The 13,278-nt window shown below is 52.8% G+C and carries 14 protein-coding genes; 11 read left to right on the forward strand and 3 right to left on the reverse strand.

The annotated features are described in order from the left end of the window. Nucleotides 1-208 precede the first annotated feature (208 nt). From lepA to acpS, 7 genes are all read left to right on the forward strand, one after another. Complete coding sequence (gene lepA, locus NNN64_RS04870; protein ID WP_005130327.1) at nt 209-2,008, forward strand: translation elongation factor 4; 1,800 nt, start codon at nt 209-211, stop codon at nt 2,006-2,008. A gap of 15 nt (nt 2,009-2,023) precedes the next feature. Beyond that, the gene (lepB, locus tag NNN64_RS04875; protein ID WP_048210888.1) at nt 2,024-2,998 is read left to right on the forward strand and encodes a signal peptidase I; all 975 of its coding nucleotides are present in this window, start codon (nt 2,024-2,026) and stop codon (nt 2,996-2,998) included. 238 nt (nt 2,999-3,236) lie between these two features. Further along, nucleotides 3,237-3,917, forward strand: coding sequence for a ribonuclease III (gene rnc, locus NNN64_RS04880; RefSeq protein ID WP_003037579.1), 681 nt, complete (start codon nt 3,237-3,239; stop codon nt 3,915-3,917). Beyond that, complete coding sequence (era, locus tag NNN64_RS04885) at nt 3,914-4,819, forward strand: GTPase Era (RefSeq protein WP_271440665.1); 906 nt, start codon at nt 3,914-3,916, stop codon at nt 4,817-4,819. Before rnc ends, era begins: the two co-directional genes overlap by 4 nt. Before the next feature lie 131 nt (nt 4,820-4,950). Beyond that, a complete protein-coding gene (gene recO / locus NNN64_RS04890; RefSeq protein WP_137383480.1) occupies nt 4,951-5,661 on the forward strand; it encodes a DNA repair protein RecO in 711 nt (236 codons plus the stop codon). A 16-nt stretch (nt 5,662-5,677) separates the two neighbouring features. Then, nucleotides 5,678-6,409, forward strand: a complete 732-nt coding sequence (gene pdxJ, locus NNN64_RS04895; RefSeq protein WP_137383470.1) for a pyridoxine 5'-phosphate synthase — start codon at nt 5,678-5,680, stop codon at nt 6,407-6,409. After that, nucleotides 6,409-6,789 (forward strand): holo-ACP synthase, encoded by a 381-nt coding sequence (gene acpS, locus NNN64_RS04900; protein WP_005130319.1) that lies wholly within the window; start codon nt 6,409-6,411, stop codon nt 6,787-6,789. Before pdxJ ends, acpS begins: the two co-directional genes overlap by 1 nt. A 124-nt stretch (nt 6,790-6,913) precedes the next feature. Here acpS and NNN64_RS04905 read toward each other — a convergent pair whose 3' ends face one another. Together NNN64_RS04905 and NNN64_RS04910 are read right to left on the reverse strand one after the other, a co-directional pair. Continuing rightward, the gene (locus tag NNN64_RS04905) at nt 6,914-7,174 is read right to left on the reverse strand and encodes a YfhL family 4Fe-4S dicluster ferredoxin (protein WP_137383471.1); all 261 of its coding nucleotides are present in this window, start codon (nt 7,172-7,174) and stop codon (nt 6,914-6,916) included. Between the two features lie 55 nt (nt 7,175-7,229). After that, entirely contained in the window at nt 7,230-8,078 is an 849-nt protein-coding gene (locus NNN64_RS04910; protein ID WP_048210891.1) for a MurR/RpiR family transcriptional regulator, read from the reverse strand. A 117-nt stretch (nt 8,079-8,195) separates the two neighbouring features. Here NNN64_RS04910 and murQ point away from each other — a divergent pair, with 117 nt between their 5' ends. From murQ to tadA, 4 genes are read left to right on the forward strand one after another with little or no spacing between them, the layout of a single operon-like run. After that, the gene (gene murQ, locus NNN64_RS04915; RefSeq protein WP_271440666.1) at nt 8,196-9,089 is read left to right on the forward strand and encodes an N-acetylmuramic acid 6-phosphate etherase; all 894 of its coding nucleotides are present in this window, start codon (nt 8,196-8,198) and stop codon (nt 9,087-9,089) included. Nucleotides 9,090-9,098: 9 nt separating this feature from the next. After that, nucleotides 9,099-10,463, forward strand: a complete 1,365-nt coding sequence (locus NNN64_RS04920) for a PTS transporter subunit EIIC (protein ID WP_271440667.1) — start codon at nt 9,099-9,101, stop codon at nt 10,461-10,463. Between the two features lie 3 nt (nt 10,464-10,466). After that, entirely contained in the window at nt 10,467-11,102 is a 636-nt protein-coding gene (yfhb, locus tag NNN64_RS04925; protein ID WP_271440668.1) for a phosphatidylglycerophosphatase C, read from the forward strand. A gap of 35 nt (nt 11,103-11,137) precedes the next feature. Beyond that, complete coding sequence (gene tadA / locus NNN64_RS04930; RefSeq protein WP_271440669.1) at nt 11,138-11,668, forward strand: tRNA adenosine(34) deaminase TadA; 531 nt, start codon at nt 11,138-11,140, stop codon at nt 11,666-11,668. A 47-nt stretch (nt 11,669-11,715) separates the two neighbouring features. On the opposite strand, the gene mltF is transcribed toward tadA, so the two are convergent. Continuing rightward, complete coding sequence (gene mltF / locus NNN64_RS04935) at nt 11,716-13,266, reverse strand: membrane-bound lytic murein transglycosylase MltF (protein ID WP_271440670.1); 1,551 nt, start codon at nt 13,264-13,266, stop codon at nt 11,716-11,718. Nucleotides 13,267-13,278: the final 12 nt, after the last annotated feature.

The raw sequence follows: 13,278 nt of genomic DNA on the forward strand, positions 1-13,278 counted from the left end.
CGGATAAGGCGTTTATGCCGCCATCCGGCGAAAGTTTCACTGACTTTGCAAAGTTGTTTCCAGTTCCCGCTATCCTTGCTCTATGAACATTTCCTCGCCTCGGCGATGTAGTGTAGAATGCGGCGTTTCACTAAAACAGACGTTAAGCTCAGAACAGCGACTTCTCAGAGCCTGCCCAGGCAGGCGTAAGGCACAATAATTACACTATATGAAGAACATACGTAACTTTTCAATCATAGCTCACATCGACCACGGTAAATCGACGCTGTCTGACCGTATTATCCAGATCTGCGGTGGCCTGTCTGACCGTGAAATGGAAGCGCAGGTTCTCGACTCGATGGATCTTGAGCGTGAGCGCGGTATTACTATCAAAGCGCAGAGCGTGACGCTCGATTTCAAAGCATCTGATGGTGAAACCTACCAGCTTAACTTTATCGACACCCCGGGCCACGTTGACTTCTCTTATGAAGTTTCTCGCTCGCTTGCTGCCTGTGAAGGCGCACTGCTGGTCGTTGATGCCGGGCAGGGTGTTGAAGCGCAAACACTGGCTAACTGCTATACCGCCATGGAAATGGATCTGGAAGTGGTGCCGGTACTGAACAAAATTGACCTGCCAGCCGCCGATCCAGAGCGTGTGGCGGAAGAGATTGAAGATATCGTCGGCATCGATGCGGCTGACGCTGTCCGTTGCTCGGCGAAAACCGGTGTTGGCGTGACCGACGTTCTTGAACGTCTGGTACGTGATATTCCGCCGCCGGAAGGTGACCCGGAAGGCCCGTTACAGGCGTTGATCATCGACTCCTGGTTCGATAACTATCTCGGTGTGGTCTCGCTGGTCCGTATTAAAAACGGTACCATGCGTAAAGGCGACAAAATCAAAGTGATGAGTACCGGTCAGGTCTACAACGCCGACCGCCTGGGTATCTTTACGCCGAAACAGGTTGACCGTACCGAACTGAAGTGTGGCGAGGTAGGTTGGTTAGTTTGCGCCATTAAAGACATCCTCGGTGCACCGGTAGGCGATACCCTGACACTGGCGCGTAACCCGGCGGATAAACCCCTGCCTGGCTTTAAAAAAGTGAAGCCGCAGGTATACGCGGGTCTGTTCCCGGTCAGCTCCGACGACTACGAAAACTTCCGTGATGCGCTTGGTAAGCTGAGCCTGAACGATGCTTCCCTGTTCTACGAACCGGAAAGTTCTACCGCGCTGGGCTTCGGCTTCCGCTGTGGCTTCCTGGGGCTGCTGCACATGGAGATCATTCAGGAGCGTTTGGAACGTGAATACGATCTTGATCTGATCACCACCGCGCCGACCGTAGTTTACGAAGTGGAAACCACCGCGAAAGAGACTATCTACGTCGATAGCCCGTCCAAGCTGCCACCACTGAACAACATCTACGAACTGCGCGAGCCGATTGCTGAATGTCATATGCTGCTGCCGCAGGCATACCTCGGCAACGTTATTACGCTGTGTATCGAGAAGCGTGGTGTACAGACCAACATGGTTTACCACGGTAACCAGGTTGCGCTGACCTATGAAATTCCAATGGCAGAAGTGGTCCTCGACTTCTTCGATCGTCTGAAGTCGACCTCTCGTGGCTACGCGTCGCTGGATTATAACTTCAAACGTTTCCAGGCCTCCGACATGGTACGTGTTGATGTTCTCATCAACAACGAACGCGTCGATGCACTGGCGCTGATTACTCACCGCGATAACTCCCAGAGCCGCGGCCGTGAACTGGTCGAGAAGATGAAAGATCTGATCCCACGTCAGCAGTTTGATATCGCAATTCAGGCGGCCATTGGTACGCACATCATTGCGCGTTCAACGGTTAAACAGCTGCGTAAAAACGTTCTGGCTAAGTGCTACGGTGGTGATATCAGCCGTAAGAAAAAGCTGCTGCAAAAACAGAAAGAGGGTAAAAAGCGAATGAAGCAGATCGGTAACGTCGAACTGCCGCAGGAAGCCTTCCTCGCTATTCTGCATGTCGGTAAAGACAGCAAATAATCTTAAGGAGTTGGCATGGCGAACATGTTTGCCCTGATTCTGGTGATTGCCACACTGGTGACGGGCATTTTATGGTGCGTAGATAAGTTTGTCTTCGCGCCAAAACGCCGGGAGCGCCAGGCTGCGGCACAGGCCGCTGCAGGCGATTCACTGGATAAAGCGACGCTGAAAAAAGTGGCCCCTAAGCCGGGCTGGCTGGAAACCGGTGCATCCGTTTTCCCGGTACTGGCTATTGTGCTGGTGGTGCGCTCATTTATTTATGAACCATTCCAGATCCCGTCGGGTTCGATGATGCCAACACTGTTGATTGGTGATTTTATTCTGGTAGAGAAATTTGCCTACGGAATTAAAGATCCTATTTATCAGAAAACGCTAATCGAAACAGGCCACCCGAAACGCGGTGACATCGTGGTATTTAAATACCCGGAAGATCCACGTCTGGACTACATCAAACGTGCTGTCGGTTTACCGGGAGACAAAGTGACGTACGATCCGGTGGCGAAAGAGGTCACTATTCAGCCAGGATGCAGTTCTGGTCAGGCTTGTGAGAACGCGCTGCCGGTAACCTATTCCGATGTTCAGCCAAGCGATTTTGTGCAGACGTTTGCTCGTCGTAACGGCGGGGAAGCGACCAGCGGTTTCTTTGAGGTTCCGCTGAACGAAACGAAAGACAACGGCATTCGCCTGACCGAGCGTAAAGAAACGCTGGGTGAGGTAACACACCGCATTCTGATGGTGCCAATCGCGCAGGATCAGGTGGGGATGTATTACCGTCAGCCGGGTCAGCAGTTAGCCACCTGGATCGTTCCACCGGGGCATTACTTCATGATGGGTGATAACCGTGACAACAGCGCGGACAGCCGTTATTGGGGATTTGTACCGGAAGCGAATCTGGTAGGTAAAGCGACCGCAATCTGGATGAGTTTCGACAAACAAGAAGGTGAGTGGCCAACCGGCGTTCGTTTGAGCCGCATTGGTGGTATCCACTAATTGCTGATAATTGTTCACGCTGTCGTCTTAATAACGACAGCGTGAATTATTTCTTGGATTAATTCCCTCAGACTAACGACATCCCTTGTCGTTGTGTATAGAATATTCCCCCGAAGTTTTAGGTTGGCACCGTCAGGTTGCCACGGCACACGAAACAGCATTGGTCTCTCTAATGACGGGTGTATATCAGGTCTGTTTCGTGTGCTGAATTGTTGACGCATTCATTTATTGGTATCGCATGAATCCCATCGTAATTAATCGGCTTCAACGGAAGCTGGGCTACACTTTTAATCATCAGGAGCTGTTGCAGCAGGCATTAACTCACCGTAGTGCCAGCAGCAAACATAACGAGCGTTTAGAATTTTTAGGCGACTCTATTTTGAGCTTTGTTATTGCGAATGCGCTGTATCACCGTTTCCCGCGTGTGGATGAAGGTGACATGAGCCGCATGCGCGCCACGCTGGTGCGTGGAAATACGCTGGCTGAATTAGCCCGTGAATTTGACCTCGGTGAATGTTTACGCCTGGGGCCGGGTGAATTGAAAAGCGGCGGTTTTCGTCGCGAATCAATTTTGGCGGATACCGTCGAAGCGTTGATCGGTGGGGTCTTCCTCGACAGCGATATTCAGACGGTTGAACAGCTGATCCTGAACTGGTATCAAACGCGTCTGGACGAAATTAGTCCGGGCGACAAACAAAAAGATCCGAAAACGCGCTTGCAGGAATATTTGCAGGGTCGCCACCTGCCGCTGCCGTCTTATCTGGTGGTGCAGGTCCGTGGCGAAGCGCACGATCAAGAATTTACAATCCACTGCCAGGTCAGCGGCCTGAGTGAACCGGTGGTTGGCACAGGTTCGAGCCGTCGTAAGGCTGAGCAGGCTGCCGCCGAACAGGCGTTGAAAAAACTGGAGCTGGAATGAGCGAAGAGAAAACTTACTGCGGATTTATTGCCATCGTCGGTCGCCCGAACGTTGGCAAATCCACCCTGTTGAATAATCTGCTTGGGCAGAAGATTTCTATTACCTCACGTAAGGCACAGACAACTCGTCACCGTATTGTTGGCATCCATACCGAAGGCGCGTATCAGGCAATTTATGTTGATACCCCGGGTCTGCATATGGAAGAGAAACGTGCCATCAACCGTCTGATGAACAAAGCGGCAAGCAGTTCTATCGGTGACGTTGAGCTGGTCATTTTTGTCGTGGAAGGCACACGCTGGACGCCGGACGACGAGATGGTACTCAACAAACTGCGTGACGGTAAGGTTCCGGTTATTCTGGCTGTGAATAAAGTAGATAACGTCCAGGAGAAGGCCGATCTGTTGCCACACCTGCAGTTCCTGGCAAGCCAGATGAATTTCCTCGATATCGTCCCGATGTCTGCCGAAACTGGACTGAATGTCGATACTATCGCGGGCATCGTGCGTAAACATCTGCCGGAAGCGATTCATCACTTCCCGGAAGATTACATCACCGATCGCTCTCAGCGTTTTATGGCCTCTGAGATCATCCGCGAAAAACTGATGCGTTTCCTGGGTGCTGAGCTGCCTTATTCTGTCACCGTCGAAATTGAGCGTTTTATTTCTAATGAGCGCGGCGGTTACGACATCAACGGTTTGATCCTCGTTGAGCGTGAAGGGCAGAAGAAGATGGTAATTGGTAATAAAGGCGCCAAAATCAAAACCATCGGCATCGAAGCGCGTAAAGACATGCAGGAAATGTTCGAAGCGCCTGTTCACCTCGAACTGTGGGTGAAAGTGAAATCCGGCTGGGCCGATGACGAACGCGCGCTGCGCAGTCTCGGTTACGGCGACGACCAGTAGTTTTAATACTCTATGGCTTTCGAGGTGCAGGAAGGCGGCAAGTCCGCGAATCCCCGGGAGCTTACTCTCGTAAGTGACTGGGGTGAACGGGCGCAGCCAACGCACCTGCAGCTTGAAAGACGGCGGGTATGATGGAAGGATGGCAACGCGCTTTTGTCCTGCATAGCCGCCCGTGGAGCGAAACCAGTCTCGTGCTGGATGTCTTCACGGAAGAGTCTGGCCGCGTGCGCCTTGTCGCCAAAGGCGCACGTTCTAAACGTTCCAACCTGAAAGGCGCACTCCAGCCTTTTACCCCGCTGTTACTTCGCTTTGGCGGCCGCGGTGAGGTGAAAACCTTGCGCAGTGCGGAAGCCGTATCTCTGGCACTCCCCCTTAGCGGTATCACGTTGTACAGCGGCCTGTACATCAATGAACTCATCTCGCGTGTGCTTGAGTATGAAACCCGTTTTTCTGAACTCTTTTTCGACTACCTGAACTGCATTCAGGCACTGGCTGGCGCGACAGGTTCGCCAGAGCCGGCACTGCGTCGCTTTGAACTGGCCTTACTGGGCCACCTGGGTTACGGCGTGGATTTCACCCACTGTGCGGGCAGCGGCGAGCCGGTAGATGACACCATGACCTACCGCTATCGGGAAGAAAAAGGATTTATCGCCAGTGTTGTTATCGATAACAGCACCTTTACCGGACGCCATCTGAAAGCACTTGAATCGCGTGAATTTCCTGATGCTGACACGCTGCGTGCTGCGAAACGCTTTACCCGTATGGCCTTAAAGCCGTATCTTGGTGGTAAGCCCTTAAAGAGCCGCGAATTATTCCGGCAGTTTCTGCCGAAGCGAAAATAAAATAACGAGGATTGTCATGGCTGAATTACTGTTAGGCGTCAACATTGACCACATTGCCACTTTACGTAATGCTCGTGGTACCGCATACCCGGACCCGGTTCAGGCAGCGTTTATCGTTGAACAGGCTGGCGCGGATGGCATCACCGTACACCTGCGTGAAGACCGTCGCCATATCACCGACCGCGACGTACGTATTCTGCGCCAGACGCTGGATACGCGCATGAATCTGGAAATGGCGGTAACCGAAGAAATGCTGGCTATCGCCGTAGAGACGAAGCCGCATTTTTGCTGCCTGGTGCCGGAAAAACGTCAGGAAGTCACGACGGAAGGGGGGCTTGACGTTGCGGGGCAGCGCGACAAAATGCGCGATGCCTGCAAGCGACTGGCTGATGCCGGAATTCTGGTCTCGTTGTTTATCGATGCGGATGAAGAACAAATTAAAGCGGCTGCCGACGTGGGCGCTCCGTTCATTGAGATTCATACCGGTTGCTATGCTGATGCGAAAACCGATGCTGAACAGGCGAGTGAACTGGCGCGTATTGCTAAAGCGGCGACTTTTGCTGCCAGTCTGGGCCTGAAGGTGAATGCCGGTCACGGTTTGACGTACCATAACGTTAAAGCCATTGCGCGGATCCCGGAAATGCACGAACTAAACATTGGGCATGCCATTATCGGACGTGCGGTGATGAGCGGGCTGAAGGACGCGGTAGTGGAAATGAAACGTCTGATGCTGGAAGCGCGTGGCTAATGGCGATTCTGGGTTTAGGCACAGATATCGTGGAGATTGCGCGGATCGAGGCGGTGATCTCCCGCTCCGGCGAACGCCTGGCCAGACGGGTCCTGAGTGACAACGAATGGGCCATCTGGGAAACGCATCAGCAACCGGTGCGTTTTCTGGCAAAGCGCTTTGCGGTAAAAGAGGCGGCAGCAAAAGCCTTCGGTACCGGCATTCGCAATGGGCTGGCGTTTAATCAGTTTGAAGTCTTCAACGATGAACTCGGTAAACCGCGTCTGCGGTTATGGGGGGAGGCGTTAAAACTGGCGGAAAAACTGGGTGTCGCGCATATGCATGTAACGCTGGCCGATGAACGGCACTACGCTTGTGCCACGGTGATTATCGAAAGCTAGTTTCAGGACGTTGCCGGATGGCGAGGCGTCTTATCCGGCCTACGGGTTATGCGTTTTTTACAGGTGCTGGGTAGGCCTGATAAGCGTTAGCGCCATCAGGCTTCATCGCCGGATGGCGACGCGGCTATAGTTTATCCGCGTGATGCATCAATACAAACTTATCCCACAGCTGTTCTTCGGTTTCGCTATGTGCCGGGTCTTTCAAAATTGTGTTGGGGATCGGACACACTTTCTGACAGGTTGGTGTGTCGTAATGGCCTACGCATTCTGTACATTTGTCGCTGTTAATCTCGTAGATGCTCTCACCCATCGAAATCGCCTCATTCGGGCATTCGGGTTCGCACATATCGCAATTGATACACTTTTTAGTGATTAACAGGGCCATCAGGAAACTCTCAAAACATCACAAATCGGGCGGGCATTATACGCGCATTCTTTGTTCAGACCAGTTTTTTTACCAGCGCTTCACTGTGGCGAATTCGTTCCGGAGCATGTTCTAAATCTTGCTGAACCAGCGCCATAAACAATAAATCTGTAAGCATCATCTGTGCGTGCGTCGATGAAATTGCTGCGCTGCGCGTCGCTTGTTCTTCGGCAATCGTATACAGGCAATGGCTTGCTCGCTGTTGCAGGGCATTGGGTGTAAATCCGGTGATGGCAAGAATTTTGGCACCGGTGCGCAATGTTTCATCCGCAGCCAGGTTGAGTTCACGACGTTCCCCGGTATAGGAAATCGCCAACAGGAGATCGCCCGGCGAAAGCGCCTGTACCGTTGCCAGCAGTGCGTGCATATCGCGTTCCACTACCGCGTTAAAACCAATTTTCAGCAGTTTCCAGGCAAAATTCTGTGCCACCAGCCCAGAGGCACCAATTCCGGTCAGGACAATGCGTCGGGCTGAGCGTAACAAGGCAACGCTTTCCATCAGCTTTTCTTCGCTGTTGATATCCAGTGTGGCGTGCATGGCCGCAACGTTCTCCTGAATCAGTTTTTCACCAACCAGACGCATTGGGTCGTCGCCGCGGATCTGATTATGCACTGGGATAGAATGGGGATTGGGATTACTGGCCAGTGCTTCGCTGATCGCCAGTTTCAGTGCGGGAAACCCTTTAAACCCCATTTTTTGTGCGAACTTCACGACGCTGGACTGGCTGACGCCCGCTTCAAAAGCGAGTTGCTGTGAACTGAGATGACGCGCAGTATCCGGCTGTGCGAGGAGGTAATCCGCAAGTTTTTTATCACTTTGCGCGAGGTCCGGGTAACGCTGACGAATGCGAATCAAACAGTTCATGCTGTCTCCTGGCGAAAACGTGATGGCGATTACAAAACAAAATTTCACTCGCCTGGGTGAATATTATATTCCATTATAACGGATTAATATGAATTAAAAATTCCTAAGGAACAAAAAATGAATCTCGGTGCGTTAGTGTCAGAAAGCCGCAATCCTCAGACTATGGATCTTGATGCGTTATCCACGCTTGAGTTGGTTCATCGTTTTAATCAACAGGATACGCTGGTAGCCGCTGCTGTAAAAGCAACTCTGGTTGAAGTTGCGCTTGCGGTCGATGCGGCGGCTGACGCGTTAAAAGCGGGTGGACGGATTATCTACATGGGGGCGGGCACCAGCGGGCGTCTTGGTGTACTGGATGCGTCTGAGTGCCCACCGACTTTTGGTGTACCACATGGACGGGTTGTTGGCCTGATTGCCGGCGGTCCGGGGGCATTGCTGAAGGCCGTTGAAGGTGCAGAAGATAACCCGCAGCTGGGTGAAGATGATCTTCGTTCGCTCAACCTTACGGTACAGGATTTAGTGGTTGGTCTGGCGGCATCCGGGCGTACACCCTATGTGATTGGCGGCTTGCAATATGCTCGTTCCGTAGGCTGCACCACGGTGGCGATTTCCTGTAATCCGGATTCCCCCATTGCGCGTGAAGCGGACATCGCCATATCACCGGTTGTTGGCCCGGAGGCCCTGACAGGCTCAACGCGACTGAAGTCCGGTACTGCGCAAAAACTGGTGCTCAATATGATTTCTACCGGTGCAATGGTGAAATTTGGCAAGGTATATCAGAACCTGATGGTGGATATGAAAGCGACCAACGTTAAGCTGGTAGACCGGGCGTGTCGCATGGTCGTGGAAGCCACCGGTATTGCGTATGACCAGGCGCAAGCTCTGCTGAAACAGACCGATTTTGATGTTAAGCCCGCCATTTTGATGGCTCTAACTGGTCTCGATGCTACTTCAGCCCGGGAAAAACTGGCTGCACATCAGGGTTTTTTACGCGCGGCGTTAGAACACTAAGAGGCTGATATGGATAAAACGGCGGTGCTTGCCAGCGATATTCTGCTGGGTGTGGGCGGAGAGAAAAATATTCTGCGCCTGGAAAACTGTATGACGCGCGTCAGAGTGGAAGTACAGGATGACGCTCAGCTCGATATTTCCCGACTCAAGCAACTGCCGGGCGTTAGCGGCTACGTGAAGCAGGGGGCGCAGCACCAGATTATTGTTGGTCCGGGCAAAGCCGCGAAAGTGGTCGATGCCATGCGTTCCCTGATTGCCGATGGCGGCGAACGTTCCAATGTGGGGGATATTGAGCGGACAAAATCAGAGGCCAAAGCGAAGTACAAAGCGCCGATGAGTGACGCGCTGCGTAAACTGGCTAACGTTTTTATCCCGCTTATTCCGGCGTTTATCGCCTCCGGTTTGATTACCGGTATCATTAACATCCTCAAACGTCCGGACATCGTGGGGGACTTGGCTACCCACTATCCGAATATGTTGGGACTGTTAGGCATTTTCGGTAGCGCCGTGTTTGCCATTATGAACATCCTTGTCGGGGTGAATACTGCCAAAGTATTTGGTGGTTCGCTGGCGATGGGGGGCGTGATGGCCGGCATTCTCTCCAGCCCGCAACTGGCGCAAATTACCTTGTTTGGCGAGGCCTTGCAGCCGGGACGCGGTGGGGTGATCGCGGTGCTGCTGGTGGTAGCGCTAATGTGCTGGATTGAGCGTAAATTCCGCGAAGTGCTGCCGGAGTCTCTTGAACTGATCCTTAATCCACTACTGACCACTCTTATTACCGGGACCATCGCCATTGTGGCGCTGCAACCGCTTGGTGGCTGGATAGCCGAATCCATTGCCCATGGCGCTTCCTGGGCTATCGATCGCGGTGGCTTCCTGGTGGGTGCGGTGCTGGCAGGCACCTTTCTGCCACTGGTTCTCACCGGACTCCATCAGGGATTGGTCCCTATCCATGTAGAGCTGGTACAGGCGCACGGGTATAACGCACTCTTTCCTATTCTGGCGATGGCCGGAGTGGGGCAAATCGGTGCAGCTATTGCGGTACTGATGAAAACCCGTAACGCACGGCTGAAAAAAGTGATTAAAAGCGCGCTGCCGGTCGGATTGCTGGGTATTGGCGAACCGCTGATTTTTGGTGTGACATTGCCATTAGGCAAGCCGTTCATCGGTGCCTGTCTCGGTGGTGCAGTTGGTGGGGCGCTGATCAGCTACTGGAAAGTGGCGACGGTCATCACCTTTGGCATCTCGGGATTGCCGCTGGCACTGACGATTGTTGCCGGAAAAGTGATGTTCTATCTGTTAGGCTATCTGGTAGCGGTAATTTCCGGGTTCCTGTTTACCTGGCTATTGGGGTTCAACGATCCAGAGGAATAAGGTTTGACCAGTCACCAGCGTCGCGTTGTTTTTTTTGATTTGGATGGCACGTTACACCAGCAGGATATGTTCGGCAGTTTCTTACGTTTTCTGTTGCGTCGCCAACCGCTAAATGCGTTGCTGGTGCTGCCTCTGTTGCCGATTATTGCGCTGGCAATGTTAATTAAAGGGCGCGCTGCTCGCTGGCCCATGAGCCTGCTCTTGTGGGGCTGTACTTTTGGTCGCAGTGAAACGCGCCTGAAGGCACATCAGGCCGATTTTGTGCGCTGGTTTCGCGGTCATGTGACGGCATTTCCTGTCGTGCAGCAGCGTCTGACGACGTACTTGTTAAGCTCCGATGCTGATATTTGGCTTATCACCGGTTCCCCGCAGTCGCTGGTAGAGCAGGTTTACTTCGATACGCCGTGGCTGCCGCGTGTTAATCTGATCGCCAGTCAAATGGCGCGTGGATACGGTGGCTGGGTATTGCCGTTACGCTGCCTGGGACATGAAAAAGTGGCGCAACTGGAACAGCAGATTGGCGCGCCGTTGCATCTATACAGCGGTTACAGCGACAGTAAGCAGGACAATCCACTACTCTCTTTTTGCCAGCATCGCTGGCGCGTCACGCCGCGCGGGGAACTGCAACAACTCGAATAGCGAACGCGCATGCAATTTGGAGTATGACGGGTATAATGCGTCCGCTTTTTATTACTGGAGTTACCCCTTTGTCTGATGTTGAATTTAGCCACGAATACTGGATGCGCCACGCTTTAACGTTAGCTAAGCGCGCCTGGGATGAGCGTGAAGTCCCGGTGGGTGCAGTATTGGTACTCAACAACCGCGTTATTGGCGAAGGCTGGAATCGGCCGATTGGCCATCATGATCCTACTGCCCACGCTGAAATCATGGCGTTGCGTCAGGGCGGTCTGGTGCTACAAAACTACCGTCTGCTGGATGCAACGTTGTATGTCACACTGGAACCGTGCGTCATGTGTGCTGGTGCGATGGTGCACAGCCGTATTGGCCGGGTAGTTTTTGGTGCGCGCGATGCGAAAACGGGGGCGGCGGGTTCGTTAATGGACGTACTGCATCATCCAGGCATGAACCATCGGGTTGACGTGACTGAAGGCGTGTTACGCGATGAATGCGCCACGTTGCTCAGCGATTTTTTCCGTATGCGTCGTCAGGAAATTAAAGCCCTGAAAAAATCCTCCAACGTGTGAATACCGATCTGATTGCCTGAGGGTGTTGCGCTAATTCCCTTCAAAGACTACTTCTGCTCTTTTTTCTGCGTCGAAAATAGCAGAGAAGGGGAGTGCGACAGATAGCTTGATGAGGTCTGAGACAGGAATGCCGCCAGCGGAAACTTCTCCTCGCCTAACAGTTCTGTGGGTGATACCGCCGGGTAATCCTGTGCCAGTCGCTGTGTTTCAATCGCCTGCTTTTCTTTCTCTTGCAGGTATCCCACCAGACTTATCTGGTACTTACGGATATTTTCCACATAGGCGTAGGCTTCGTGACCGCGTGCATAGCCATAGGTCAGCTTGTTGTAATACGGCTTTTGACTGAGCAGCGGCAGACGTTGTTTTACATCGGACCAACTGTTCGGGTTGCCTTTGGTTTTTACCGTCAGCGCCCGCGCATCCAGCATATGTGCGTAGCCCATATTGTAAGCGGCGAGTGCAAACCAGATACGTTCTCCTTCGGGGACGGTATCCGGCACTTTGCTCATCATGTCCTGCAAATATCGCGCGCCGCCGCTGATGCTCTGTTCGGCATCGGTACGATCAGTGAGCCCAAGGCTCTGGGCAGTATTTTTGGTCAGCATCATCAGACCGCGTACACCGGTCGGGGAGGTTGCCTGCGCGTCCCAGTGTGATTCCTGGTAAGAGATTGCCGCGAGCAGTCGCCAGTCTATTTCCTGCGCATATTTCTCAAAAAGTGGCTTCAGATCCGGTAACACGCTATCAACCGCACGCAGGAAGGTGCGGGTATCAACATAGTCAAAATCATCGCCATGCCCAAGGTACTTTTCTTCCAGCCGCGCAAGCGAGCCGTCTTCATTCATGGTATTGAAGAAATCCAGCAGGGCAGCGGACAGCGTATTGTCATCGTCCAGACGGCTGAACCAGGTCACCGGCTGTTCGTCGGAGACATCCAGCGCGACGGCCAGCTCAGGGTGTACACGCTGGTACAGGCTGATGGCGACGGAATCCGCGATGGTATAGTCCAGCTTACCGGCGATGACATCATCAAGCAGTTCAGTGGTGCCCTTTTTCTCATCAACTTTCCAGCTCAGGTCCGGATATTTTTTTTCTTTTAACTGCTGGAGGTCGTTTATCACCACGTGTCCCGGGGCGATGGTCAGCTGATTTTCGGTCACACTGGCAAGGCTGCGAGGGCGATATTGCCCAACCCGATACACCAGTTGTTGCGATACGGAATAGTAGGTCGGACCCGGCTGATAATTTTTAACGCGCTCGCTGTTATACACCAGACCCGCGGCTAACAGATCGGCATTCCCGTTATCCAGGTCGTCAAAAAGCTGGCTGATGTTCTGGCGTACGGTGATTTTCAGCTTCACACCCAGGTAGTTGGCGAAGGCTTTGGTCAGTTCGTAATCCAGTCCAAACTTTTTCCCATTAAGCGTGGCGTAAGTGAGCGGCGAGTCGATGGTACTGACGCGCAGCTCTCCCCGCGACTGAATGGCGGCGATACGATTGTCGGCTTTACCGAACCAGGGGATGGATGGCCAGAGGGCCGCTGCCAACAACAGCGTCAAAATACCGATGAACAGATAATTAATCTTTAATTTTTTCAATTAGTTAATTCT

It is taken from the genome of Citrobacter sp. Igbk 14 (assembly GCF_028069825.1).
Lineage (GTDB): Bacteria > Pseudomonadota > Gammaproteobacteria > Enterobacterales > Enterobacteriaceae > Citrobacter.